Below are 25,268 nucleotides of genomic sequence, written 5' to 3' on the forward strand. Positions count from 1 at the left end.
CGTGTTTTCCTAACGGAATCATACCATTCTGACTCTCATGTAACCAGTCTTGTCCATCCACTTAGTGATAATTCGTTGTCAGAAGAGTGATCCTGTGCTTTAATCTAGACATGTAGGGCAATTTGTCCATTTTGGGGTGTGATTGTAATTATTGGCGCAATTAAGGATATATTATTGCAAATATCGGCAGCATGCTCCTTTCTTTTTCTGATTCAGTGGTGGGTGGACCGGGGGCTTGTGGCTCGAAAAAAAGGTAGTTTCCCGGATAATCAAACTTTTTTGGTTTTGGCGTGTACGTTAAGCCTTATTCTATGCTCACTTCTTTCGACGACTTTATTCGGTATTGCTTATTTGAATTTAGGAATGATCCCTGCTTATATCGGTATTTTATATGGAACTGTACGTTCAGGGATTCTGTTGTCCATCTGTTTGCTTGTCTGCAATATAATCATTGCAGAGCCAACCGGAATAAGTAATATGATATTAAATTCAGGAATATTATTATATCCGTTGCTATTTGGGCTGGCTAAGCCTTTTAAGAAAGGCACAGTGGTAGAGAAGATAGGAATGTTATGGATGGTTCTTTGTCCGAACATGTTGTTCATTGCACTTGTACCTATTATAGGTGGGGAAAATATATATGAAGCCCATTCTGGCGAGTCGTTTTTGATTACTGTGTATCTTTTTTTCACGATCGCGCTAGGTGGTATTTTTGTTTATTTTGTTGAAATGGTCTGGAGTAGTTGGCGGGCTAAAGTACATATGGAAAGTATAAGTGATAATTTCCAGTGGGAGTCTGAGAAGCTGCAGCAGATTACAAATGTAGTACCTCTCAGTATTATGTCTCTGGATGATCACGGAGTTGTGACCGACCTTAATGATTGTATGTTGGGAATGGCACGAATTCATTATCCCAATTTGAGAAGGGAAGATATTATTGGCAAGCCGGTTAGGGAGTTTTTTAATGGTTCAGCGGATGCTGATGCATATATGCGGGTACGGGATAACATTCAGCATAAACGGCGTTCCCATGAGCGAATGATTCATGGAACGCGGATCTATCAAATTTATTCAGCACCACTAATGCATAAGAACTCAGGATTAACGAGTGGAGTGGTACTCATTGCACAGGATATTACGGATGAAGTGAAACTCCGTTCTGAGCTTGACCATGTGGAACGTTTGAGCTTAGTAGGGCAGATGGCTGCCGGAATTACCCATGAGATTCGTAATCCTATGGCGGTAGTTCGTGGATTCTTGCAGCTGATGAGAGAAAAGAGTTCGGATGATTTGGATTCTTATTATCAGATCGTGCTCGAGGAACTGGATCGGGCGAATAGCATTATTAACGATTTCCTATCGCTGGCGCAGAGCCGGATATCCGATAAGGAGAAGGTGCTTTTACACCGAGTTATAGAAGAAGTCAGTCCGCTGCTATGGGCGGATGCTAATCTTCGTGGTCAAAGTGTTGAGTTAAAGCTGAACGCATCCATCCATGAATTGGAGTTAAACGTTCGGGAAATAAAGCAGCTTATCCTTAATTTAGGCCGCAACGGCATGGAGGCTATGGGATCCAAGGGGATTCTGACACTGGAAACACACAGTAATCAGGATCAGGTGGAGCTGATTGTAAGGGATAGAGGAATCGGTATGTCGGAAAGTCAACGAGAGAAGTTGTTTTCCCCTTTTTTCACAACAAAAAGGGAGGGAACGGGTCTAGGGTTATCCTTGTGTCTCAGTATTGTGGAACGGCATAACGGTAAAATAACTGTAGATTCTGTAGAAGGGGAGGGTACAGTATTTACCATCTCCTTCCCTTTAGCAAAGGAAGAATATAGCGAAGCTATGCTTGCGGATTGAATCAGGTTACTGCAGCATCTCTTGCTTTCACAGAGTATGAATGTATAATAAAGTTAGTAAGTACTGCTGTAATGTTATCTGACAAAACAGTAATTAGTGAAGGAGAGTGCAGAGAAATGTCCATGTCTTTTAATCAATATATGAGAGATTCGATTCAGCCTATGCGTGATGACCTTACAAGCATTGGGTTTCAGGAGCTTATGACTCCAGAAGAGGTGGAAGCCACTCTTCCTACCGCAAAAGGTACGGCGCTTGTAGTCGTGAATTCGGTCTGTGGTTGTGCTGCTGGACAATGCCGTCCTGGTGTAGCTCAGGCATTGCAAAATGAGATCGCTCCGGATTACTTGTTCACAGTGTTTGCAGGTCAAGAGAAAGAAGCTACTGCTAAAGCGCGTGAATATTTTGCTCCTTATCCGCCATCTTCCCCTTCCATCGCATTGATGAAGGATGGAGAGCTCGTTCATTTTATTGAACGCCATAGTGTTGAGAATCGTTCAGCTGCTGAAATTGCTGCTGAGTTGAAAGAAGTTTTTGATCGTTTTTGCAAGTAAAAAAGTTATTCCATATAATCTCGCAATAGTCGGTAATTCGGCTGTTGCGGGATTTTTCAAAATATAAGAGCGATAATGGGATAGAATATACTTAGAAGCACAGAGCTTCACTTGGTATGGATATTTTGATGGATATGGAACCATTTCTGATGGAACGGGGTGTGGTTTGTGAGTTTACAGGAAGAAATTATTGCTGATCTTGGTGTGAAGCCAACGATTGATGTAGAAGATGAGGTACGCAAACGGGTTGATTTCTTAAAGTCGTACGTGCTGAAGGCAGGGGCCAAAGGATTATTGATCGCCATTAGCGGCGGGGTGGACAGCGCGGTAGCTGCAGGTCTATGTAAGCTGGCTACGGACGAGCTGTCGGCTCAAGAAGGCACAGAGTATATTACGCTTGGCGTCTACCAGCCATATGGTGTTCAAGAGGATATCCAGCACAGTTATGATGTCGCTAAAGCCTTTAATCTGACCCATACCGTGGAGACAAACATTGAGGAAGCTGTAAATGAGATTGCGCTTGAAGTTGAGCATAGCCTGAAGTCCTTGGGGCAACATCGTCATATGACCCATCAAGGCAAGGGTAATGTTAAAGCGAGAACACGTATGGTTATGCAATATGCGCTCTCTTTTGAGAACAATCTGATTGTAGTAGGAACGGATCATGCTTCAGAAGCCATTACGGGTTTCTACACCAAGTGGGGGGATGGCGCTGTAGATATTACACCTCTATCCACACTTAATAAACGTCAGGTTCGTCAATTAGCTGCTCATATTGGTGTGCCTGCGGATATTGTTACTAAAGCACCTACGGCAGGCTTATGGCCGGGTCAGACGGATGAAACCGAGCTGGGCATTACTTATGACGATAATAGTGATTATTTGGAAGGCAAGCAGGTTAAGCCTGAGGTAGCTGAGAAACTCGAGAATTATTACCGGAGAACGGCGCATAAGCGCAATGTCATTCCTGGAATTTAGAATAGGTAGCAGTAGAAACCGCCACGGATCTGCGTTGTAGCAGCTCTCGTGGCGGTTTTTATCATATCAGAAAGTATATATTTGGGGTCCCAAAAAAAGTATCTGAGTATTCATCAAAGCAAAGCCTCACTTTGTGGGGATATTTTATGAGATGGATAAGCTACAAGAATTTTAGTTAGCCAGCGTTTGATCGATAAAATCAGTGGTCGAAGCAATCGCAAGCTCCAATTGTGGGGTAGTGCCGGCAAAAGGATGCACAGTACCGAAGGTATGATTACCCTCAGGAATATGAACCCAGTTAATATCGGGTCGGAGTTCAGTGAGCTGCTCAGATCCTTGCCGGAGGTGCACTCCATCCAGACTGCCTTGAATAAGAACAACTGGGAAGGACGCTGTCTTCATGCGTTCAAGGATGTTATAACGTTCTTGTTGGTTCTCCATATCTTCTAAAATAACAGCATCCAGCGGCATTTGTTGGCCCGTGCGTGCATTAAGGACGTGGGTTCGTCCTGTTTGCTTCATCTCCTGCTTTTGTTCTTCCGTCAACAAATCGAGCTTCGTAACCCCGTTCCAGGAAATGACCCCGCTAACTTCATTGGGATGGTCAAGCGTGTAGACCAGACAAATTCCCCCTCCAAGACTATGCCCGAGAAGGAATAAGGGCAAGCTGCCAAATTTCGGGTGCTGGCTAAGGTAGGACAACAGTATTTCTATATCCTTCAGCTCGCGACGAAAGGTGTTGCGGGCGAATTTCTCAAGCTCGGTAAAATGCAGCAGATCCTCTCCGATTCCGGCATGTGAGAAGTTGAAGGTGATCACTTCATGATCTTGGCTGAGAGTAGTGGCTATGTAAGGAAACATCCCCCAATCTTTGAAGCCCTTGTAGCCGTGTGCAATAACGATAAGGCTCTTAGGTGCTTCTTGGGCAGGAAAGTGTGAGCAGCGGAGAACAGCGTCTTCACCAGCGGGTATTTCGAAATTACGATGCTGCATAGGGTAATCCCCTCTCTCTATATATAAATGAAGTAAATCAGCAAGTCCATCACGAAGGCATCTGGATAGACTTCCAAAGCATTTTCTTTTAAGATAGCAGAAAGAATCTTATAGGACTATAATTAAAAATTGAAATGAAAGACCTGTATAATGATCATACCATTATTGAAGTAGTATAGGATACACGTCCATAAGGAGCGTGAAATTTTGATTTACGGAATCGGACATGATGTGTTAGAAATTGAGCGAATCTCTGAGGTAATGCTTAGGGGACAGGGGAAAAAATTTAACCAGCGCATCCTAACGGAGCAAGAGTACCAGCTTGCTGAGCAACGAGGTGGAAGGTTGGCTGAGTTCGTAGCCGGGCGTTTTGCTGCCAAGGAAGCCGTTGTGAAGGCTTTAGGTTGTGGCATTGGTAATGTGGTTGGTTTTCAGGATATTGAGATATTACCTGACCGTAAAGGTAAGCCGGAAGTAACCTTATCATGCGAAGCCTGGAGCAGACTAGATCTACCTGAAAGACAGAAGTATATCATTCATCTTACGATAACACATGGCCGTGATTTGGCTTCAGCTTTTGCGGTGGTGGAGGAGCTAGGTTCATGAATTGAACCGTGATTATAGAAGGGCAAGGAGAGTTACAATGAAACAACAAGAACGACAGGTTTTGCAGGAACGAGAAGAAGCACGAGAAGGACAAGATTTGTTAGAGCGAGATGAACGACAAAAACAGGTGGATTTAAAAGAAGGACAAGATAAACAAGATCAGGAGCTGCGGGAGGCCAAGCAATATTTCAGTTATCATTTGCTGGAGTGGTATCAAGGGCAGAAGCGGGATTTGCCTTGGCGCAGGCATCGCAATCCTTATTATATTTGGATTTCTGAAATTATGCTGCAGCAGACAAGGGTAGACACGGTAATCCCTTATTTTAATCGTTTTATTGAACGTTTTCCGACGGTGGAGTCACTCGCTGATGCCCCTGAAGAAGACGTGCTTAAGTGTTGGGAAGGTTTAGGGTATTATTCCCGCGCACGTAATATACAGCATGCAGCCAAGCAGGTAAAGGAGCTTTATGGGGGACAGGTGCCGAATGATCGTGAGGCGGTGTTCAGCTTAAAGGGAGTGGGTCCTTACACAGCAGGGGCTATTCTCAGTATTGCGTTTAATCGGCCGGAGCCAGCGGTAGATGGTAATGTAATGCGGGTGTTGTCCCGATACTTCCTCATCGAGGATGATATCGCTAAGGGACCCACCCGCGTGAAAATGGAGCGCCTGGCGGCTGAGCTGATCCCAGAGGGGGAAGCTGCCTCCTTTAATCAGGCGCTTATGGAGCTCGGGGCGCTCGTATGCACCCCGAAATCACCGAGCTGCTTAACCTGCCCGGTGATGGAGCATTGCGCTGCGCGCCTGGCGGGCTGCGAGACTTCGCTGCCCGTCAAGACCAAGGCCAAGCCGCCGCGCCCAGAGGAGCGGCTGGCAGCCTTGATCGAGGGCCGCGGTGCCCACGCGGGCCAAGTGCTCATCCGGCAGCGGCCACAAAGCGGGCTGTTAGCCCGCATGTGGGAGCTGCCGCACTGGCAGGCGCCGCCAGCCGAAGGCGGCGCTAAGAGCGCGCGGCTGCCGGAGGCCGCGGCGCGGGACCGGCTGCGCCGGTCACTGCGGCAGGCCGGGATCTCCGCCCGGCCTGAGGAGCACTGGATGGCTGCTGAGCATATCTTCAGCCATATCGTGTGGACCCTGCAGGTGTATCGCTGCAGGGAGGAGGACGCCCTTCCGCTGCCAATAGCGGCAGAAGGACGGGCAGCCTACACCGCGGAAGCAGGCCTGTTCCCAGAGATGGACAGTAAGGTGCCCATTGAGAAATTTGAGGATGGTAATGCTAGTCCAGAGGATGGCGGAGCTGTTCGCTGGATCAGCCGTGAGGACATGGCTAATTATGCGTTTCCTAATGTCTTCTTGAAGCTGCTGAACCTTTATTTCGACGAGCAGGAAGAGCTGGCGAAGTCGGGGAAGTAGAGATTATCCGATGTGGCAAAAGAATGAGTTGTAAGAGAAACAGCAGATATATGAGAAGTGTCTGAAGTAAGTAAATTACGCTGAAGTGGATGAATTAAGAAATGCATCCAAAGTCTCTGGAGTAGGAAATGTGTTAAATGCGTCGATTGTGCTGAGCGAGATGAATATGTAGATGTTTTAGATGTGTTAAATGCGTCGAATGTGCTGAGCGAGTCGAATGTGTAGATATTTAAGATGTGATGAATGCGTCGATTGTGCTGTGTGAGTTGATGCAGTTTGATGTGTTAAATGCATTGATACAGTTAAATGTGTTGTATATATATGTTGTGCGTGAAGAGAGAGTGGCGTACGCATCTAAACATGATCACTTACCTCATCCCTGTGGTCAGTTTAAAGGGAATTCCTCCCTATAAACTGACCACGGGATCTGTATTTGATCTTTTTAGGGAAAAACTCCCTTTAATTTGGGTGAATACCTGAATTATGCTCCAATATGGATGATTTAGAGGGAGGATTTCCCTAATTACTCGTATTTAAGTGTTTATGAGCAGAATTAGAGGGAGTTATTCCCTAATTAGAAGCAGAATGCCTCATTTAGGCGTCTTTTCAACAGCGGTACGATAAAGGGCAGTCTCGTTCCACACTCATTGATCTGCATTCAAGCGGAGTAAAAAAGTGATGTCCGAGGATAAAGATCCACCCTATTTGTTTCTAACAAACCCTGTTACTAACGAACCTTGTTTTTAACAAATCTGCTTCTAAACGAAATTAGTCTCAAACAAACTCTCTACACACCCCACCCAAATAAACGACCCAAACACAAAGAAGGTATCCCTGAGCCATAACAGCTCGGAGATACCTTCTTTGTTTATACTTAGTTAAACGGTAAATCCACAGCCTTGAAGGCTATGACTTTATCCGTAATTTAATTCCTTATTTCGCACTTTCGTAACGTTTGCCAACTTCTTCCCAGTTTACTACGTTCCAGAACGCTTTGATGTAATCAGGGCGTTTGTTTTGGTAGTTCAGGTAGTAAGCGTGCTCCCATACATCCAGTCCGAGGATCGGAGTAGCGCCTTCGCTGATTGGGTTGTCTTGGTTAGGTGTGCTTGTTACTGCCAGTTTGCCATCTTTAACAACTAGCCAAGCCCAGCCACTGCCGAAACGAGTAGTTGCTGCTGCTGCAAAATCTTCTTTGAATTTTTCGAATCCGCCCAGCTCGCTGTCGATAGCTGCTGCAAGTGCGCCAGTTGGTGCGCCGCCGCCGTTTGGTCCGATAACTTCCCAGAACAAGGTATGGTTAGCGTGTCCGCCACCATTGTTACGAACAGCAGTGCGGATAGCTTCTGGTACAGCGTTCAGGTCTGTAAGAAGTTCTTCGATGCTTTTGCTTTGCAATTCAGGTGCCTTTTCCAAAGCTGCGTTCAGATTAGTCACATATGTGTTATGGTGTCTATCATGGTGAATTTCCATCGTCAAAGCGTCGATGTGTGGTTCGAGTGCGTTGTTTGCATAAGGAAGTGCTGGTAATTGAAATGCCATGGAAAAATCCCTCCTGAGTATATTAGAATTTGTATAGATAAAGAACTTCGGCGGTTTATCGTCAAAATTCTTTATTGTTGATATGTACTATAGGGTATCTCCCAATAGGATACTTTAATTAAACAGTATCTGGATCAATAATGCAACACTAAACAAACATAAATGTTTATAAAGTATAATTGGAATGTAAACAGGAATATCAATTGTATTTAGAATGTTAAAAGAAAGAGCCTTCACCCTATAGACATATATCAATATAATTACCCTTATAATGAAACAATGAATCCTAGTCAAAATGTAAACGCTTGATATTAAGCGCTTTCAAAAGAAAAATGATGATATCACGAGAAAAGTGTGCTTTAATAGATTTAAAAGCAGGTATTCCTCGGTATTTGATGCTTTTTTTTATTTTCTCAATGTTAAGGGAACCCCTTCTTTTTGTTAAATTCATAAGCCATAGACAAGGGAGATTTTAAAGAATGCACGTTCGTTCCTTTCAATTAAGCGACGTTAGCCCTGTGACTGATTTGCTGCAAACAGCATTATCGGAAGAATGTTTCGAGAACACTATCGAGCCTTTCTCCAGGCAGCTTTCATGGGATTCAGATCTCATTGTAGTTGCGGAAGATGAAGAAGAAATTGTTGGAGCACTGATTGGTACGATTGAGAAAAACCACGGTTGTTATTTCCGGATTGCTGTACATCCTGATTATCGCCGCAGAGGAGTCGGTAGAAGTCTGGTATCGGCTATGGAATCCAGGTTTCAAGCTCGTAAGGTTAGTGGTATCTACGTAGCTGTCGATGAGCATAATTCTTTTGCCTTGCCATTGTATGAAGCTATGGGATATAGCGAGAATCAAATTTTCAAATCTGTCCGGAAGCTGAGCATTGTTGGGTAATTTCGGTCACTCAGATGCGTAAGCGGAAACATTTACTAAATAAAGAACTATAGTTGATGATATAGTCTGTTTCATTCATACTCAAGCGTATTTTCCAGAAGTCCATTACTAATGGCTGGGAGATATGCTTTTTTATTGTTATAATATCTGCAAGTATAGACATCAATAATTGAGAATAAGAGGTGACATATTGAGTCAGGAGTCCCAAGTAGAGTTCATGCGTAATCGGAAGCAAAGACATAGATCCTCCAGATCAAAGAAAGGCTTTGGAGGTCGTTTGGCCGCGGAACTGAAGGAATGGTTGCTTACAGCGGTAGTTGTCTTTGCGGTAATGTCGGTTCTTAATATTTTTGTGTTCAATATATCAACGGTCAAAGGTCAGTCTATGCAGCCAACGCTTGTGGAAGGTGAGAGGCTCTTTATTAATAAGCTTTCATTGATGTTTGTAAACCCAAAACACGGGGATGTCGTCATTCTTCATGATCCTAGTACGGGGCCTAGTCGAAAGGATTTTTTAGTGAAACGTGTCATTGGCATACCTGGAGATATCATAGAAGTGAAGGATCACCAGTTATATGTGAATGGGAAAATAGTGAATGAGCCGTATATAGATACCGAGATTGAAGACCCGGATTTCGCGGCGTTAACGGTGGAGAGCGGAAATTATTTTGTCATGGGAGATAACCGTCATGCTTCAGCAAGCAAAGATAGCCGTTATTTCGGCTCGATCCCTCAGGACATGATTGTAGGCAGAGCGGATTATATCTGGTGGCCGTTGTCTAAACTGAAAGGATTATAAGAAAGATTATTAACGATATGAAAAGGAGAAGGCGGAAATGAACAATACTTTTCAGTCACCGTACGCACCCCCGCCTTCCAAGTGGGCAGAGCTTAAAGCGGAAATTCAGGAGGCTGCGACGTCACTCGGTATTGATGATATCGGGTTTACTACAGCAGAGCCTTTTTTATATTTAAAAAATATTCTGCAAGACCATCGGGACAAAGGTTATGAATCGGGTTTCGAGGAACCAGATTTGGATAAAAGGACGATTCCAGCACTGTCATCCGGGGACAAGCCTTTGTCAATTATTGCAATTGCAGTAGCGTACCCTTCCAAAATGGAGAATCCCCCGAAGTCTGAGCCAGGTGCGCGTAGAGGCATTCTCGCCCGAGCATCATGGGGCAGGGATTATCATCATGTGCTGAGGGAGGCCTTAAGTAAGTTAGAGGACTTTATTCATGAACGTGTGCCGGAGGCTGTGCTGGAAAGTATGGTCGATACCGGTGTGTTGGTAGATAGAGCAGTTGCGGAGAGAGCAGGAATAGGCTTCAGCGGCAAAAACTGTTCCATCATCTCGCCCAAATGGGGATCCTGGATTTATCTGGGGGAGATGGTTACGAACATTCCTTTTGCTCCGGATGAACCTGTTGAAGAAGGCTGCGGGGAATGTACCAAGTGCATTGATGCCTGTCCAACCGGCGCGCTGGTGGGTCCGGGTCAACTTAACGCGCAGGCTTGCATTTCTTTTTTGACGCAGACCAAAGGATTTCTGAGTGACGAATACATGACCAAGATTGGCAATCGTCTATACGGCTGTGATACCTGCCAGATTGTATGTCCCAAGAATCGAGGGAAGAACTGGAATCATCGCCCTCAGATGCTGCCTGATCCTGAGATCGTGAAGCCATTGTTAATGCCGATCCTGGATCTTAGCAATCGTGAATTCAAAGAGAAATTCGGAAATAGCTCTGCTGCCTGGAGAGGCAAAAAACCAATGCAACGAAATTCTATCATCGCTCTCGGTAATTTCAAGGAAGTAGAGGCTGTGCCTAAGCTAACAGAAATTGTTCTGAAAGAGCCGCGGCCTGAGATGCGAGGCACGGCTGCTTGGGCGCTGGGACGCATCGGTGGTGAGGAGGCTCTAGCTGCTGTTGAATCGGCTTTAGATCGCGAAGAGCATGACACGGTAAAAGAAATGCTGAGCCGGGCACAGGATGTGCTCTTTACTGCGAAGCAGGCACGAGAGGACAGTGATGTTAATGAAGGAAAAAGATCATAGACAGGTTGCATATTCCCAATTGCTGTCCAGTTCTCGAAATGCTATGATAGATTCGCGCGCCATATGGCGATGCAGACAATAGAGTGTAGAGGTGGGCTTTAGATGAATATCGCATTACCTATTATTACATTGGTCGTAGGTCTCATCGGTGGATTTTTTATCGGTGTGTATTATCTGCGCAGACAAATGACAACTATGCAGAATGATCCTGAAATGCTGCAAAAGGTTGCGAAACAAATGGGTTATAACCTGAATGGGAAACAAATGCAACGTGCCCAACAGATGATGAAGAATCAGAACCAGACAGGTGCCCGACCAGGAGCAGCTAAAGGGAATAAACGTAGAAGTAAGTAACCGGGTCCGGATAGAAATTATACGGGTGCGGAAGGGGGAGACATCATGGGAAACATCAATGAATACGTGAACGGTAAAGTATCAGAGAACCGTGAGCAAATCGAGTATCACGTTGAGAAAATATTAGAATTAATCGGTGAAGATACCGGCCGCGAGGGACTGCTTGAAACACCAGCACGTGTTACGCGGATGTACGAGGAGATATTCGGCGGTTATTCGATAGATCCCCGCGAGGCGCTCGGTGTTACTTTTGATGAGTCTCATGAAGAGCTAGTGATCGTGAAGGATATCGTCTATTACAGCCAATGTGAGCATCACATGGCTCCTTTCTTCGGTAAAGTGCATATTGGATACATTCCGAGCGGACGAATTGCTGGACTCAGCAAATTAGCCCGCCTAGTTGAAGCAGTGAGTCGGCGTTTGCAGGTTCAAGAGCGCATTACGACGCAAATTGCGGATATTATGACGGAGGTACTAAGCCCTCACGGCGTTATGGTCGTAGTGGAAGGTGAACATCTTTGTATGTGCGCACGTGGAGTGAAGAAGCCAGGAAGTAAGACGGTAACCATGTCTACTAGAGGGGTCTTCCGGGAGGATGCCGCCGCTCGTGCGGAGTTTCTGAGCTTGATTAAAGAATAGTATATAGAGGTGTCTATGCCTCGAAATTAGAAGGACCGATTATTCACTTTTTGTGAGTGATCGGTCCTTTTGGGTCAATATAAGCGAATAGAAGTGATGTCTTCTACGAAGTGGAAAGTGATCAGTAAGGCTTCCATGCCAGTTTACTGGCAGCGGCATAACGCTCTGACACATATGGCCAGTTGACGACCTTCCACCAATCGTTAATATAATCCGCACGATTATTCTGATGTTTCAGATAGTAGGCATGTTCCCATACATCCAAGGCCAAGAGCGGAACAACGTCCCATTGCGATAAATTTTGATGTTTTTCTGCAGTGAGAATTTCTAGTCTATGGCTGCGTGGACTCCAGACGAGAATGGCCCATCCGCCACCTTCTACTTTATTCGCAGCTTCGGTGAACTGTTTCTTGAAGCTGTCATAGCTTCCAAAGCTTTGTTCTATAGCTTCTAATAAAGCACCTGTTGGGCGCCCCCCGCCTTGCGGAGACATCACGTTCCAAAAGATCGTGTGAAGATAGTGGCCTGCGCCATTAAAGGCTAATTCTCTCTCCCAATGTTTAACGAGATCGAAGTCACCGTTCTTACGGGAATCTGCTAATTTAACTTCAGCCTTGTTTAATCCATCTACATAACTTTGATGATGCTTATCGTGATGAATTCTCATCGTCTTTTCGTCAATATAAGGTTCTAGTGCATTATAGGCGTAAGGCAAGGGAGGTAGCGTATGGCCGCCAATGGGTACCGCGTCGTTTTTATCGCGGATATCAGGAACAGTATCAGTAAAAGTAGAGAATCCATCATTTCGCGTGATATCGTCTGTATCGATGCTTACGACATAATCCTCTTTATAATCGCGCATGATTTGTGAAAGTTTTCCGGGCGAGCTGAGTGTCTGCAGTACGGCGAGGAAGTATTCTGATTCGCGAATAATATGCAGAATCACAGTAGTTGCAAGGGGGACAGCTTTGACCGCCGCGCTGCTCTCCATGATGGCAAAGAGCTGCCGGACGAACTCTTGGGATTGATTGCAGGAGATATGTAGCAGTTTTTCCGTTTCCGCAGTGAGTTCTGCCTGTGGTGGAGGAGAAGCGGAAAGGGCAGCATTCAATAGCTGCTGTGCCGCCTGCTCTGTTGCACCAAAAACAACGGCCCATTCATCGAGGAGTTTCACATAAGGATCCTCTAATTTAGGTACGATCGCTTTGATGACCTCAGTATGCTCTTTCTCTTGAGTTTTCCAAAATCCGATTTCTTCCAGAATACGTACTGGCAGCATCGGCCCGTATACATATAGCATGCCAAGAAAACCTCCCGTGATATGTCTTTATCAGTCCATTATATGAACGGTCTTGGAAGGTTATGAAGAACATAAACTTAGAGTGACTCTTGGGCTTCTTTTTTTCCTGGGGATGAAAACAGCCTCTTCCTAGGATATATTTCTTTCTGTCCCTGGAAGAGGCTGTTCGTATGGTTATTAGAACTTAGTTAGTTACTTGCCATCGCTGGCTGATCGCCATTATTATTTTTGGCCAAATGGACATTCCCTAAGAAAGCGGAGACCCGCCGCAAATACTCACGGGGATGCTCGCGGAACAACAGCTCATGATGACTACCCTCGATGATCCAGGAATCAGAGAACGGATTGTTCTGATTTGCTGCTAGTTCTTCGGCAATAGGATAAGGGGCTTTATCGTCTTTGGTTCCATGCATGAATAGGATAGGGAAAGGATAATCTTTGGACTTAACCTTGGCATAAGGAATTTGATCTAGTCCCGTACCGTTCAGTACCGGGAACAGCATTTCCATGATCGCCAGGGAAGGTTGGCGCGGCAGATCGATATTCTGCTTGATATTATGATACAGCGTGTCTGGTTCTAACAAAAAGGTGCTGTCCAGAATCATCGCGTCGATGTCCTCAGATACTAATCCTGCCTGCAGTGCTGTGCCAGCACCCATGGAGAAGCCCCAAACAACTAGCTCTTTCGCCCCGCGTTCCTTTGCGAAATCAATGGCGCCTAGAAGCTGCTGGGATTCTTTTTTGCCGCCGGTTGCAATATCCTTATTACCTTGGGCAGCAAATCCGTAATCAAACATTACGACATTGAAATTCAGACTGTGTGCATAGTGCGCGAGATCGTACATAGGTACCCAAGACTCTTCGCGGTTGGCACCATAGCCATGACTGAACACGATAGTCTTAGTGGCATCCTTGGCTGGAATATACCAGCCGTTCATCATGCGACTGCCATCCTTAGCTGGGAAGGTTACATCCTCGTAGGCGAGGCCTTTGGCCATCATAGGATTGGAATACAGTGGCGCAACGGTTGGATTGGACAGCACCCAAGCGATGTAGCCATGAAGCGAGACAAAACAAAATGCTAAAAAGAAGAATATAGATAATAGCAATGCAACGATAATATGCTTAACACGGATCATCCGCAGCGATAGTCGTGATGAACTGCCCTGTTTAGGTAGTTTAGGACGACGGGAGACTGACGTGCCTGCTCGGCTGGTTGTCAGATCCATAAGGTCCCCTCCTAAGTATGATGTGAGTACTAGTGCCTAGGATATTTTGTCGAAAATGATACTAAAGCATTAGTATATTTAATATGTTTATCGTAAGTTGAAGCACTTACAAAGTCAATGAATTGGACCGTTTTGTAATGTAACTGTAAAGTGCGGACCAGTCTTTTTCGGCTCAGTGAATATACTGGACTTTCCGTAGAGTTTTGCACTAAGATAGAGTTAATTATAATGTAACCGCGTTTCACTTGATGAAACACGAGGGGGGATTACTGTGGAGGACCGAAAGCTAACGGTACGCGCGGTAGAACGTGCGCTCGACATATTACTTTGTTTTACGCAGGACAGTGATTTAGGGTTAACAGAGATCGCATCAAAGATTGACTTACATAAGAGTACAGTCCACAGATTGCTGGCAACACTCGAGGAAAAGGGCTTTCTTATTCGCAATCCGGCGACAGAAAAATACAGGCTGGGTATACGCATCTGGGAGTTGTCTACGCATCTGCCTGCTTTTGACGAGTCGGCAGCGGTATTGCTGCCATCTATGGAACGGCTGAGAGATCGACTCGGAGAGACGGTAAGTCTTTACTTACGGGATGGTATTGAACGCGTACGTATTCAGGCGGTACAGAGCCAGCAGGCGATTCGTAGAGTCGCACAGATCGGTGCGAGGCTGCCATTATCCGTAGGTGCGTCGAGTAAGGTGTTAGCGGCGTATGCACCGCCTGAGGTGTTGAGAGCGCTGCTGGAGAGTTCGGAGTGGCCGGATTACGTTGAGAAGAGTGTATACAAAGATCAGCTTAATGAGATCATCCGGTTAGGGTATGCTACTAGTTTCGAAGAACGTGAGTCTGGTGCGGCCGCTGTGGCTGTACCTGTCACAGGCCGTAGTGGAAATGTGATTGCGGCATTATCGCTGTCAGGGCCGGTCAGCCGCTTGTCTAGGGATACGTTAGTGGAGTATGCCGCCATCTTGAAGGAAGCAGCAAGTGAAATGGGTATGATGATTCCATAGGAAAAACAGGGTGGTCTCATAAAGTGTGTTTTTCGCTGAATGAGACAGACCGTTAAGAAGCAGAACAGCGATCTCTCCGTTATTGGAGGATCGCTGTTTGTTTTTTTGAGTAAGGGGGGCTTGATTTTGTCGAATAATGGGTACCTGACGACTAACCGAGCTCAGTGTTGCCTTTGGCAATCCACTGCTTACTATGCTGAGATGCTCAGAAGCGCGTAACGTCGTAATACCAGAGCTGGAACACTAGAGTAAAAACGCCGTAACCCGTTCTAGTTTACCAGTAATCTAGGTTGTTCTTCTGATATCTCCCGAGCCATCCGGACTCAGAAGACGCTAATCTACCCCTGAACCCCTAGACTCAGGGCAAGGGTCCAAGCAAACAAAGAAGCCCCAGCAGCCAACAATCGGCTACTGGGGCGCTCCAGCGACAAGGAACTGCCTCACAGCCACTCGTGGACGCGAGACATTCCTTATTAAACCTATTCTACCGATACAGCCGAAGAATCTGTGGCATCTGCCAGCATTTGACGAAGTACAGTTTGTAGAATACCACCATTGCGATAATAATCAATATCAACCGTGCTGTCGAGTCGTGCAGTAACAGGGAAGTCAAATTGAGTACCGTCTTCACGGGTAGCGGTAACAGTTAGATCTTGGCTTGGCGTCACCTCGTTATCGAGACCGGTAATGTTGAAGGTCTCGCGTCCGGTCAGTCCCAAGCTGCTCCAGCCGTGGCCTTCCTGGAATTGCAGTGGAAGCACACCCATACCAACCAGATTGCTGCGGTGAATCCGCTCAAAGCTCTCAGCAATAACAGCTTTAACACCTAACAGAAGTGTGCCCTTGGCAGCCCAGTCACGTGAGCTTCCTGTGCCGTATTCTTTACCGGCGATAACGATGAGATTCTGTCCAGCGTCCTGATACAGCATGGAAGCGTCATAGATGGACATGACTTCGTCACTTGGCAGGAAGGTTGTAACTCCGCCTTCTGTACCTGGAGCTACTGCGTTACGAATCCGGATATTAGCGAATGTACCACGCATCATGACTTCATGATTTCCGCGGCGTGAGCCGTAGGAGTTGAAGTCTGCACGTTCTACACCATGATCGCGTAAATATTCGCCGGCAGGACCAGAGGTAGAGATATTACCTGCAGGTGAGATATGGTCGGTTGTTACGGAATCAGCAAGCAACGCCAGAACGCGTGCATCCTTGATATCCTTGATGTCTCCCAGACCGTCTGCCAGATGCTCAAAGAATGGCGGATTCTGAATATACGTGGAGTTATCGTCCCACTCATACAGCTCGCCTTGTGGAACAGGGATAGAATTCCAACGTTCATTAGCAGTGAATACATTCTCGTATTTACGACGGAACATCTCCGGACTAAGGGAGAGACCAATGGCTTCACGAATTTCAGCAGTGGTTGGCCAAATATCCTTCAGGAATACTGGCTCACCTTGTGGATCAAATCCGAGCGGTTCAGTCTGTAAATCGATATTTACAGTGCCAGCCAGTGCGTAAGCAACTACGAGCGGCGGTGAAGCCAAGTAGTTGGCTTTGACCTGAGCATGTACGCGGCCTTCAAAGTTACGGTTACCGGAGATTACAGCAGCTACGGTCATATCGTTATCAGTGATGGCTTGGCTAACCTCTTCAGGCAATGGACCGGAGTTACCGATACAAGTAGCACAGCCATATCCCGCCAAGTAGAAGCCCAGTGCTTCAAGTGGCTTCAGCAGGTCTGCTTTTTCCAAATACTCAGTAACTACCAATGATCCTGGAGTCAAGCTGCTCTTCACGTATGCTGGTTTGGTCAGACCACGTTCCACAGCTTTTTTCGCCAAAAGACCTGCACCAAGCATAACGCTAGGGTTGGAAGTATTCGTACAGCTTGTAATCGCTGCGATCACGACCGCGCCTGTGCTTAGCTTGCTTTTGGTGCCATTTTTATGTTCTATTTCTACAACTTGGGCGATTTTCTCATCGCTGAGACCATAACCGCCTTTGTCTACAGGTGTACGGATAATTCCTTCGAAATTCTCTTTCATATGCGTAAGCTCGATCCGGTCTTGCGGACGTTTTGGTCCAGCTAAGCTTGGGACGACAGAAGCTAGGTCAAGTTCAATGAAATCGCTGAACTGAGGGTCTGGCGTATTCGAAGTACGGAACATGCCTTGTGCTTTGTAATAAGATTCAACGAGCTCGACCAGATCATCTGGACGACCTGTGCTGCGAAGATAAGCAAGTGTCTCTTCATCTACAGGGAAGAAACCGATCGTTGCTCCGTATTCCGGCGCCATGTTAGCAACCGTTGCCCGGTCAGCAAGACTGATGTTAGCAAGACCAGGACCGTAGAATTCGACGAATTTGCCGACTACGCCTTTTTTACGCAACATTTCAGTAACTGTCAGTGCCAAGTCTGTTGCTGTAGCCCCTTCGATAAGGCTGCCTGTAAGCTTGAAGCCCACTACATCTGGTGTAACAAAATAGAGCGGTTGTCCGAGCATACCTGCTTCAGCCTCAATACCACCTACACCCCAGCCTACAACACCAAGTCCATTGATCATAGTAGTGTGGGAGTCCGTTCCAACAAGGGAATCTGGATAAACGACAGTTTCACCATCGATAGTTTTAGTAGTGGCTACGGAAGCCAAATACTCCAAGTTCACCTGATGAACGATACCGGTAGCTGGAGGAACTGCGCGGAAGTTATTGAAAGCGGTCTGTGCCCAGCGAAGGAAACGGTAACGTTCCTCGTTACGCTCAAACTCCACGTTCATATTATATTCCAAAGCGTCTGCCGTACCGAAAGCATCAACCATAACAGAGTGGTCAATGACAAGGTCAACGGGAACGAGCGGGTTGATCTGTTTAGGATCTCCGCCGGCTTTCTTTACAGTATCACGCATAGCAGCCAGATCTACGACTACCGGAACACCGGTAAAGTCCTGAAGTACGATACGAGCAGGGATAAACGGAATTTCTTTATTGCGATCAATGTCGCCTGACCAATCAGCCAATTGTTTCACATGTTCTTCTGTAATCGCCCGTCCATCAAATTGACGAACAGCCGCCTCAAGTAATACTTTGATCGAGAAAGGAAGGGAAGAGATAGAGCCCAATCCTTGTTCCTCAAGGGAGTTAAGATCATAATAGCGATAAGATTTGCCACCTGATTCCAGGGTGCGGGCCAACGAGAAATGATCCTTGCTTGGCATATGTGCGCCTCCTTGTTTCATCTATTGAAACTCAATTTCACATTGCATGTTATTTAATTATAACGGTTACAAAGAGGGGAGTAAAGTTTTTTTTCCTATATATAAAGCCCGAATATCGCATCTCAGAAACCATTTAGAGTTACCTCTAAAACGTAAGCTATAAGCAAAGCATATGCCCTACCATGTAAATTGAAGCGATCTGTATAGCGGCCTGTTTCCTTTCATATACATAGAGCAGTAGTTAAAAGGGAATGAAGGGGTGCGAGTATAATGGAACAACAGTGGAAGCAGAGTCTATATGTATATGTAGATCAAGTGAATAAGGCCAGGGTGGAACCTAAGTCCTCATCGCAAACAGTTTCCGTATCCGTTAAAGATCCGCGTTTTCTGGTGGAGCAAGGGGAACGTTCACGCCGTATCGCTGAATGGTATACCGCTCGTGGAATCACTCCGCTGCGTGGGGAAACGGGTGTAAAGACTTTACGGACCGTCCGGCAGACTCCGACTGAGGTGGTAGCAGAGGTTACGCTGCATAGTGCACTTTATTATGAAAAAGGAGGCGTAAACCACCGCGAGGATAGGGTTGAGCTGGAGCGGTTGACCTTTGTGCGGGACGGAGGGGGCTGGGAAATCGCTGCTATAGAACGAACCATTCCCGAAAGGAATACAGTTCATAGAGCTGAGGCGGAGTTATCAGGCAGGTTGTCCAAATGGGGGGAAGCTTTACCTGCTCCGCTGCCATCACAGCCCCTTCTAAACCGGAATATTCTTGGGGAGATTTCTGGTTCAAGAGAGGTTCGCTACAATCGTGAAGAAGCGGTGGCTTATGCCGACCGTTGGTGGAAAGACGGGAATCCGGAGTTCGAAACATTTGAGGTGGATTGTACGAATTATGTCTCCCAATGCCTCTTTGCAGGGGGCGCGCCTATCAACTATACTGGTAAAAGAGAAACGGGCTGGTGGTACAAAGGCTACCAAGGAAAACAAGAATGGTGGAGTTATAGCTGGGCTGTATCAGACAGTCTGCAGCGCTATTTGAGCGTTAGCCGGAGCAGTGGCTTGCGTGCGGAAGTTATGGAGCGGCCGGAGCAATTGATGCTGGGCGATATCATTCAATATGACTGGGATGGTAACGGGCAATATCAGCACAGCACGATCGTCACAGCCTTTGATGCTGGTGGCATGCCGCTTGTGAATGCACGTACCGTTAGCAGTCGTCATCGCTTCTGGGACTATCGTGATTCCTACGCATGGACGGATCAAACGAAATACCGTTTTTTTCATATTAACGACTATTTATAAGACAGAAAGAGGTTATAAAGGTATGGGGAACGCAAAACTAACCGTAGGGCTGGCGTACGGGGGCAAATCCGGAGAACATGAGGTATCACTACAGACGGCTTTTGCCGTGATGAACTCATTTGATTACGATAAATATGAGATTATCCCTTTTTATATCTCAAAACAGGGCTTGTGGAAAGTCGGAGAGACGTTATCGGCACCTTACAGTAAGGTAGAGCAGCTTAAGCTTTCAGATGCAACGGAAGATATGGGCACAGCTCTGAATGTAGTATTTAGTGGACTATCCGGTGCGGATAAAGCGGTGGACGTCATGTTCCCACTATTGCACGGCACGTATGGCGAGGACGGTACAATTCAAGGGTTGTTCGAAATGGCGAATATTCCTTACATTGGGGCTGGTGTTCTTGCCTCTTCGGCAGGGATGGATAAGGTTGTTATGAAGAAGCTATTCGCTGATGCAGGTCTGGATCAGTGTGAATATTGCTATTTTAATATCAGTGCTTGGAAAAGAAAAAGTCATGAGTTGATTGTGGGTGTAGAGGATAAACTGGGGTATCCAGTATTCGTAAAGCCTGCTAATCTGGGCTCAAGTGTAGGTATTTCTAAGGCTTCTGATAAGGAAAGTCTTGTAAAAGCTATAGACTTCGCCTTCCGTTATGACACCAAAGTCATTATTGAGGAATTCGTGGATGCTCGTGAGGTAGAGGTCGGTGTGCTCGGAAATGATGAGCCAGAGGCCTCTGTTCCGGGTGAAATCGTTTCTTCTGGAGAATATTATGACTACGCAGCTAAATATACGGACGGTAAATCGCAAATGATGATTCCTGCGCCAGTAGATTCTGAAGTTGCCGATCATTTGCGGGAGTCCGCGATAACCGCTTTTCGAGCGATTGAGGGTAGCGGGATTACCCGGGCGGACTTCTTCCTGCGGAGATCGGATGGTAAAATTCTAATAAACGAAGTGAATACGATGCCCGGCTTCACGCCTTACAGCATGTATCCATTATTGTGGCGTGAGACAGGTGTGTCCTATAGAGCTCTGCTAGACCGTATGATTGAGTTAGCTTTAGAGCGCTATAATTTCAAACAAGGTCTTAAGTATGACAATGAGTAATTGAAGCTACCAGCGGGTTTATACCGACTAGAAAGGGGCGAAAAAATATGGGTTTTCAAACTGAATTCAATTCCGTCTGTAAGTTCAAAAATGAACAAGAGCTGTACGAGCTGCTGGAGTACGGGCGTACCAAAATGGTGAAGCAGGGCTTTCGCGTATATCCGACAGGTCAGAAGGTGATTGCCTACACGCCTGAGAATGTAGCTGTAGCGATTGTCAAAATCTCTGCTTCGATTGCAGAGATTAATTTTCAGGGGCATGAGGTTACAGCGGTCGAAATGGAACTCGTGCGTAAACTGAATGAAGAAGAATCCAAAGTACAGACTGCACTAGCAGATGAAATGTTTTTTGGATCGCAGGGATGATAGTCCGATTTGGATATGTAGCGATGTCCACCGTTATTAAAGACTGCTCTCCATCCAAAACCATGACGATGGCCTCCTTCAAGAAGCTGGATGACCGTGAAGCGGCACTTCGTCGTCTGGAGAACCTGGCTCGGATGAATCTGCATAATACACTGCGACTAATGAAGCATAATGTGGGTTCGGACATCTTCGTGTATCGTCTCACTTCTAAGCTGATTCCTCTAGCGACGCATCCTGATTTACAGGATTGGAATCCGTTTGCTGCGCTCGCTGAGGAATTCGCGGAAGTGGGGCAATATGTGAAAAAGCATGGGATGCGGGTGTCTTTTCATCCAGATCACTTTACAGTGCTTAGTACACCCCGTCCTGAGGTGCTAGTAAGTTCCATCCGGGATTTGCAGCACCACACGGACATGCTGAATGCCATGGGTCTTCCTGCCATGGCGAAGAACAATATTCATATCGGCGGAGCCTACGGGGACAAGCCGGTGGCAGCCAAGCGGTTCGAGGAGCATTTCCGCGAGCTACCAGCAGCGCTGCAGGCGCGGATTACGCTGGAGAATGATGATAAGACCTTCACAGCCCCGGAGACACTGGCAGTCTGCCAGAATGTAGGTCTGCCGATGGTGCTGGATATTCACCATCAATGGGTGAACAATGAAGGAGAGCTCCCTTGGGAGCTGTGGCCTGACATTCAGCAGACATGGCGGAGCGAGCTTGCGCAGAAGGATGTTCCATCGGGAGAGCTTTTGCCGCCTAAGATTCATGTATCTAGTCCGCGCAGTCCGTCTGATCCACGCAGCCATGCAGATGGTGTGGAGCCTGCGCCATTGGTAGCTTTTTTAAAGCGAATAGCTGCAGATACCCCTGCTCTCGATGTTATGATTGAGGCAAAACTAAAAGATGGTGCGTTATTTGGATTGATGGAAGCAATGAAGGAGCTGGCTGATGCCGGTAACGGAATTTCCGTATTAAATGGGGCAAGTGTGAATATTGAACCTTAAACAATGAAAATAAGGCGATAGGTCCCGAATACGAGCCCTATCATGACTTGATATGTAACTTGAAATAGGGTACGTTGAATGAAACTTTATTACGATTAGATTAACATTCAAGGGATCATAGAAATGGGTATCCCTATGGCGGAACTTTGAGAACGTTTTGGCGTATTGAACGGTATTGTGAATAGGATTGCTAAAAATTTCATGCCAATGGCGATTATGTTCAAGGAAGCGGAGTGAAGATATGAGTCCTATAAAACCAGAGGGTAAGACCGAACGTGAACCCTATGTAGTAACGAGCAAGGGACATACGGCGGTAGCCATTAATGCTGCTGCCAAAGCAGGAGAGTGGATAAAGAGCAGACAGGGTCTGGTGAATGAACTTAGTACGAAAACATCGGCTCAGGATCTGGTTACGGAAGTAGATAAAGGCGTTGAACAGATGATCCGCCGATTGATTCTGACACATTATCCAGATCATGCGATCCTTGGTGAGGAAGGCGTATCCCCGGGAGCAGCAGCAGCGACGGCTGCATTGGAAGAAGCTCGTGAGCATGAATATCTGTGGATTGTAGATCCTGTAGATGGTACGACTAATTTTGTACACGGATTTCCGTTTTACTGTGTCTCCATTGCTTTGGTGATTCGTGGAGAATTATCGGTTGGTGTAATTTACGATCCGATTCGTGATGAAATGTTCGTTGCTGAAAAAGGTAAGGGAGCCTACATGCATGGTGTTCCTACCTCAGTATCTACAGAGAACGTTTTTGGAGATAGCTTGATTGCTATGGGCTTTCCGCCGGACCGTGAATTTGCGCAGCCTGTCAATATGGCAGGACTACAGAGCATTCTTCCACAGATTCGTGGTATTCGCGCAGGAGGTTCAGCTGCTCTACACTTGGCTTATGTGGCGGCAGGTCGGGTAGATGGATACTGGGAAGTAGGCTTAAGCCCCTGGGATTGTGCAGCAGGAGTACTTCTAGTGCTGGAATCAGGGGGCAGAATTACGGATACGCTTGGGCGTCCATATGATATTGGCACTCGTCATATAGTTGCAAGTAATGGTCATATTCACGAATATTTGGTTTCGTCACTGAAGAATGCTGAAGCAACAGGATATAAGCTTTAGGGAGGACGATGCATCATGAGCGAGAAGGATGATCTTGAACGCAAGCTAAGCGAAATGTTGGTTGATGGAGAGATGGAACAGGGTGACCGTATAGCTAAAGAAATCCGTGAGATCTCTCCGAAGTATGAGATTCGTATCCAGACCACAATGGATCCTATTGTGGAGGAGACGCTGCGGTACCGTAAGATTGGACGTGAACTAGACGAGCGTTATGATAAATATCTGGAACGTGCCGGGAAAAATTTGAATTCACAAGAGGATTCCAATAAAGAATAAGACATTCGTTGCTAGCTGTGATAATAATTGTGATTATCAGAGCGGTTTCCCGAATATGGGTGGCCGCTCTTTTGCGTTGCTATCAGGGATGGTAGAATGAGAATTAGAACATTTTGGGAGGGATACGATGCTAAGCAAGTGGAGAAGAATTTTAGCAGCCAGCACAAGCAGTATGCTTTTGTTATCTGTGCTGATTGGCGTAGGTGCCGGATCGGCAAATGCAGCTGACACGTCTGCAACACAAGATGCAAGTCAGGATGTCTTTCGCATCGTAGCTCTTGGCGATTCGATTACTGCCGGATATGAGCCGGGAATGACGGATGTGAATACCAAGCCTTACGGCTATGCGGAGCGACTACTGGAGCAGGGTTGGTATCATGGCAGGAGCGAGCTTACCAATTATGGTATTTTAGGACTGACTACTGCTGGATTACGTAATTACACAGGGGCAATCAAGGATGGCTCAGTGATTACGGCTGAAGGTATTCAGTCAGGTCTTCCAGATCCGCGGATAGACCAATTCATAAAATTAACCCCTCAGATTGCATCAGAGCTGAAGGAAGCCGATCTGATTACGATTACAATTGGGGGGAATGATGTAAGCCGTCTTTTCTTACAGGTTAAGGAGCTGACAGATACAGATTTCGAATCTCAGCTGGAGCAGAAGCTGGCGGATTACAATACGAATGTGAAGGCAAGTCTTGAGAATATTCGTGCGATAAATCCACAAGCAACAATTATACTGGCTGATCAATATCAGCCTGCTCCTAAGATCGCTCTTGGTGCGATGTACACTAAATTGATGACCGCAGCAGCGAAATTTACGGATTCGGCAGATCGTGTGGCTGCAAGTATGAATCAAGAAGGAGCAAATGTAGTAGTAGCTCATGTAGCGGCAAAGTTTGCCGGCTCAGAGGGATCACTCACGCATATTATCGGGGCCGGACAAGCGGATTTTCACCCTACGCAGCTCGGATACGAGATCATTGCAAAAGTATTTGCTGAATTACAATGGGGGGAATACCGCATTCCCACTGTAATGGCGATGGCTGCAGATACTGTACCGATGTCGATTGTTGTAAAGGGTGTAGAGTTAAATACGCCGAATAAGCCCATCCTTAAGAATGGTCAGAACTTCTTGGCGCTTAAAGATATTCTAAATGCCGTAGGCGCTAATGGAAAGTGGGATAATAAGACCTCCAGTGCGACTATTGAATACGGTGGACGGACTGTTGTAATCACGATCGGCAGCAAATTTATTAAGGTGAATGGACAGAATGTAGCCATTGATACCCCTGCTTTTCTGCAAAAGGTAGGCAAAGAAGATAAAACTTATCTTCCCCTTGCCGCATTGGCGACCGGACTTGGATTTGATGTTAATTATAGTAGCAAACTGCGAACGGCTTTCATAAATCCATAAATC

Annotated in this window: 22 protein-coding genes and 1 pseudogene; 18 read left to right on the plus strand and 5 right to left on the minus strand. The window is 46.2% G+C overall.

Features of this window, described 5'->3' with window-relative positions:
- The first annotated feature begins 237 nt into the window (after nt 1-237).
- From ACN6KS_RS03095 to nadE, 3 genes are all read left to right on the plus strand, one after another.
- The gene (locus tag ACN6KS_RS03095) at nt 238-1,860 is read left to right on the plus strand and encodes a two-component system sensor histidine kinase NtrB (RefSeq protein ID WP_143812417.1); all 1,623 of its coding nucleotides are present in this window, start codon (nt 238-240) and stop codon (nt 1,858-1,860) included.
- A gap of 116 nt (nt 1,861-1,976) precedes the next feature.
- Entirely contained in the window at nt 1,977-2,411 is a 435-nt protein-coding gene (locus ACN6KS_RS03100; protein WP_440961318.1) for a BrxA/BrxB family bacilliredoxin, read from the plus strand.
- A gap of 168 nt (nt 2,412-2,579) precedes the next feature.
- Nucleotides 2,580-3,389 (plus strand): ammonia-dependent NAD(+) synthetase, encoded by an 810-nt coding sequence (nadE, locus tag ACN6KS_RS03105; RefSeq protein WP_094870726.1) that lies wholly within the window; start codon nt 2,580-2,582, stop codon nt 3,387-3,389.
- Between the two features lie 171 nt (nt 3,390-3,560).
- On the opposite strand, the gene ACN6KS_RS03110 is transcribed toward nadE, so the two are convergent.
- Nucleotides 3,561-4,382 carry an alpha/beta hydrolase gene (locus tag ACN6KS_RS03110; protein ID WP_440961319.1) on the minus strand — a complete coding sequence of 274 codons (822 nt, stop codon included), beginning with the start codon at nt 4,380-4,382 and terminating at the stop codon, nt 3,561-3,563.
- A gap of 207 nt (nt 4,383-4,589) precedes the next feature.
- Here ACN6KS_RS03110 and acpS point away from each other — a divergent pair, with 207 nt between their 5' ends.
- Both acpS and mutY read left to right on the plus strand, forming a co-directional pair.
- Nucleotides 4,590-4,988 carry a holo-ACP synthase gene (gene acpS, locus ACN6KS_RS03115; protein ID WP_440961320.1) on the plus strand — a complete coding sequence of 133 codons (399 nt, stop codon included), beginning with the start codon at nt 4,590-4,592 and terminating at the stop codon, nt 4,986-4,988.
- Between the two features lie 37 nt (nt 4,989-5,025).
- The gene (gene mutY, locus ACN6KS_RS03120) at nt 5,026-6,399 is read left to right on the plus strand and encodes an A/G-specific adenine glycosylase (protein ID WP_280788345.1); all 1,374 of its coding nucleotides are present in this window, start codon (nt 5,026-5,028) and stop codon (nt 6,397-6,399) included.
- A gap of 933 nt (nt 6,400-7,332) precedes the next feature.
- Here the strand turns inward: mutY and ACN6KS_RS03125 are convergent.
- The gene (locus ACN6KS_RS03125; protein WP_042184652.1) at nt 7,333-7,941 is read right to left on the minus strand and encodes a superoxide dismutase; all 609 of its coding nucleotides are present in this window, start codon (nt 7,939-7,941) and stop codon (nt 7,333-7,335) included.
- A 479-nt stretch (nt 7,942-8,420) separates the two neighbouring features.
- Here ACN6KS_RS03125 and ACN6KS_RS03130 point away from each other — a divergent pair, with 479 nt between their 5' ends.
- The 5 genes and pseudogenes from ACN6KS_RS03130 to folE all read left to right on the plus strand — a co-directional run bounded on the left by ACN6KS_RS03130 (nt 8,421) and on the right by folE (nt 11,893).
- On the plus strand, nt 8,421-8,840 hold the full coding sequence (locus ACN6KS_RS03130) for a GNAT family N-acetyltransferase (RefSeq protein ID WP_036676822.1): 420 nt from the start codon (nt 8,421-8,423) through the stop codon (nt 8,838-8,840).
- Between the two features lie 190 nt (nt 8,841-9,030).
- Entirely contained in the window at nt 9,031-9,639 is a 609-nt protein-coding gene (gene lepB, locus ACN6KS_RS03135; RefSeq protein ID WP_256990523.1) for a signal peptidase I, read from the plus strand.
- A 37-nt stretch (nt 9,640-9,676) separates the two neighbouring features.
- A pseudogene (queG, locus tag ACN6KS_RS03140) lies at nt 9,677-10,873 on the plus strand (tRNA epoxyqueuosine(34) reductase QueG); the annotation flags it as partial.
- A 129-nt stretch (nt 10,874-11,002) separates the two neighbouring features.
- On the plus strand, nt 11,003-11,254 hold the full coding sequence (locus ACN6KS_RS03145) for a YneF family protein (RefSeq protein WP_042123938.1): 252 nt from the start codon (nt 11,003-11,005) through the stop codon (nt 11,252-11,254).
- Nucleotides 11,255-11,299: 45 nt separating this feature from the next.
- Nucleotides 11,300-11,893 (plus strand): GTP cyclohydrolase I FolE, encoded by a 594-nt coding sequence (folE, locus tag ACN6KS_RS03150; RefSeq protein WP_042123940.1) that lies wholly within the window; start codon nt 11,300-11,302, stop codon nt 11,891-11,893.
- A 121-nt stretch (nt 11,894-12,014) separates the two neighbouring features.
- On the opposite strand, the gene ACN6KS_RS03155 is transcribed toward folE, so the two are convergent.
- The gene (locus ACN6KS_RS03155; protein ID WP_440961321.1) at nt 12,015-13,193 is read right to left on the minus strand and encodes a Fe-Mn family superoxide dismutase; all 1,179 of its coding nucleotides are present in this window, start codon (nt 13,191-13,193) and stop codon (nt 12,015-12,017) included.
- Nucleotides 13,194-13,381: 188 nt separating this feature from the next.
- Nucleotides 13,382-14,422, minus strand: a complete 1,041-nt coding sequence (locus ACN6KS_RS03160; protein WP_076285877.1) for an alpha/beta hydrolase — start codon at nt 14,420-14,422, stop codon at nt 13,382-13,384.
- 271 nt (nt 14,423-14,693) lie between these two features.
- Here ACN6KS_RS03160 and ACN6KS_RS03165 point away from each other — a divergent pair, with 271 nt between their 5' ends.
- Entirely contained in the window at nt 14,694-15,437 is a 744-nt protein-coding gene (locus ACN6KS_RS03165) for an IclR family transcriptional regulator (protein ID WP_094870720.1), read from the plus strand.
- Between the two features lie 479 nt (nt 15,438-15,916).
- Here the strand turns inward: ACN6KS_RS03165 and acnA are convergent, their stop codons facing one another.
- Nucleotides 15,917-18,658, minus strand: coding sequence for an aconitate hydratase AcnA (gene acnA, locus ACN6KS_RS03170; protein WP_094870719.1), 2,742 nt, complete (start codon nt 18,656-18,658; stop codon nt 15,917-15,919).
- Nucleotides 18,659-18,928: 270 nt separating this feature from the next.
- Here acnA and ACN6KS_RS03175 point away from each other — a divergent pair, with 270 nt between their 5' ends.
- The 7 genes from ACN6KS_RS03175 to ACN6KS_RS03205 all read left to right on the plus strand — a co-directional run bounded on the left by ACN6KS_RS03175 (nt 18,929) and on the right by ACN6KS_RS03205 (nt 25,265).
- A complete protein-coding gene (locus tag ACN6KS_RS03175; protein ID WP_440961322.1) occupies nt 18,929-19,960 on the plus strand; it encodes an amidase domain-containing protein in 1,032 nt (343 codons plus the stop codon).
- A gap of 22 nt (nt 19,961-19,982) precedes the next feature.
- On the plus strand, nt 19,983-21,074 hold the full coding sequence (locus ACN6KS_RS03180; protein WP_280788342.1) for a D-alanine--D-alanine ligase: 1,092 nt from the start codon (nt 19,983-19,985) through the stop codon (nt 21,072-21,074).
- A 47-nt stretch (nt 21,075-21,121) separates the two neighbouring features.
- Nucleotides 21,122-21,439 (plus strand): hypothetical protein, encoded by a 318-nt coding sequence (locus ACN6KS_RS03185; RefSeq protein WP_094870716.1) that lies wholly within the window; start codon nt 21,122-21,124, stop codon nt 21,437-21,439.
- A complete protein-coding gene (gene uvsE, locus ACN6KS_RS03190; protein ID WP_094870715.1) occupies nt 21,436-22,443 on the plus strand; it encodes a UV DNA damage repair endonuclease UvsE in 1,008 nt (335 codons plus the stop codon). Before ACN6KS_RS03185 ends, uvsE begins: the two co-directional genes overlap by 4 nt.
- 241 nt (nt 22,444-22,684) lie before the next feature.
- Nucleotides 22,685-23,569, plus strand: a complete 885-nt coding sequence (locus tag ACN6KS_RS03195) for an inositol monophosphatase family protein (RefSeq protein WP_094870714.1) — start codon at nt 22,685-22,687, stop codon at nt 23,567-23,569.
- Between the two features lie 15 nt (nt 23,570-23,584).
- Nucleotides 23,585-23,845 carry a hypothetical protein gene (locus ACN6KS_RS03200; RefSeq protein ID WP_094870713.1) on the plus strand — a complete coding sequence of 87 codons (261 nt, stop codon included), beginning with the start codon at nt 23,585-23,587 and terminating at the stop codon, nt 23,843-23,845.
- A gap of 127 nt (nt 23,846-23,972) precedes the next feature.
- The gene (locus ACN6KS_RS03205; RefSeq protein WP_440961323.1) at nt 23,973-25,265 is read left to right on the plus strand and encodes a stalk domain-containing protein; all 1,293 of its coding nucleotides are present in this window, start codon (nt 23,973-23,975) and stop codon (nt 25,263-25,265) included.
- Nucleotides 25,266-25,268 lie beyond the last annotated feature (3 nt).

It is taken from the genome of Paenibacillus nitricinens (genome assembly GCF_052056485.1).
In the GTDB taxonomy this organism is placed as follows: domain Bacteria; phylum Bacillota; class Bacilli; order Paenibacillales; family Paenibacillaceae; genus Paenibacillus_AQ; species Paenibacillus_AQ nitricinens.

Bases quoted from the DNA above. Each gene is read 5' to 3' on its own strand.
- ACN6KS_RS03180 (WP_280788342.1), top strand. From the start codon at position 19,983: ATGGGGAACGCAAAACTAACCGTAGGGCTGGCGTACGGGGGCAAATCC.
- ACN6KS_RS03185 (WP_094870716.1), top strand. From the start codon at position 21,122: ATGGGTTTTCAAACTGAATTCAATTCCGTCTGTAAGTTCAAAAATGAA.
- ACN6KS_RS03160 (WP_076285877.1), bottom strand. From the start codon at position 14,422: ATGGATCTGACAACCAGCCGAGCAGGCACGTCAGTCTCCCGTCGTCCT.
- ACN6KS_RS03145 (WP_042123938.1), top strand. From the start codon at position 11,003: ATGAATATCGCATTACCTATTATTACATTGGTCGTAGGTCTCATCGGT.
- ACN6KS_RS03200 (WP_094870713.1), top strand. From the start codon at position 23,585: ATGAGCGAGAAGGATGATCTTGAACGCAAGCTAAGCGAAATGTTGGTT.
- ACN6KS_RS03175 (WP_440961322.1), top strand. From the start codon at position 18,929: ATGGAACAACAGTGGAAGCAGAGTCTATATGTATATGTAGATCAAGTG.
- ACN6KS_RS03195 (WP_094870714.1), top strand. From the start codon at position 22,685: ATGAGTCCTATAAAACCAGAGGGTAAGACCGAACGTGAACCCTATGTA.
- ACN6KS_RS03205 (WP_440961323.1), top strand. From the start codon at position 23,973: ATGCTAAGCAAGTGGAGAAGAATTTTAGCAGCCAGCACAAGCAGTATG.
- ACN6KS_RS03125 (WP_042184652.1), bottom strand. From the start codon at position 7,941: ATGGCATTTCAATTACCAGCACTTCCTTATGCAAACAACGCACTCGAA.
- folE (WP_042123940.1), top strand. From the start codon at position 11,300: ATGGGAAACATCAATGAATACGTGAACGGTAAAGTATCAGAGAACCGT.
- acnA (WP_094870719.1), bottom strand. From the start codon at position 18,658: ATGCCAAGCAAGGATCATTTCTCGTTGGCCCGCACCCTGGAATCAGGT.
- ACN6KS_RS03130 (WP_036676822.1), top strand. From the start codon at position 8,421: ATGCACGTTCGTTCCTTTCAATTAAGCGACGTTAGCCCTGTGACTGAT.
- mutY (WP_280788345.1), top strand. From the start codon at position 5,026: ATGAAACAACAAGAACGACAGGTTTTGCAGGAACGAGAAGAAGCACGA.
- ACN6KS_RS03110 (WP_440961319.1), bottom strand. From the start codon at position 4,382: ATGCAGCATCGTAATTTCGAAATACCCGCTGGTGAAGACGCTGTTCTC.
- uvsE (WP_094870715.1), top strand. From the start codon at position 21,436: ATGATAGTCCGATTTGGATATGTAGCGATGTCCACCGTTATTAAAGAC.
- ACN6KS_RS03100 (WP_440961318.1), top strand. From the start codon at position 1,977: ATGTCCATGTCTTTTAATCAATATATGAGAGATTCGATTCAGCCTATG.
- ACN6KS_RS03155 (WP_440961321.1), bottom strand. From the start codon at position 13,193: ATGCTATATGTATACGGGCCGATGCTGCCAGTACGTATTCTGGAAGAA.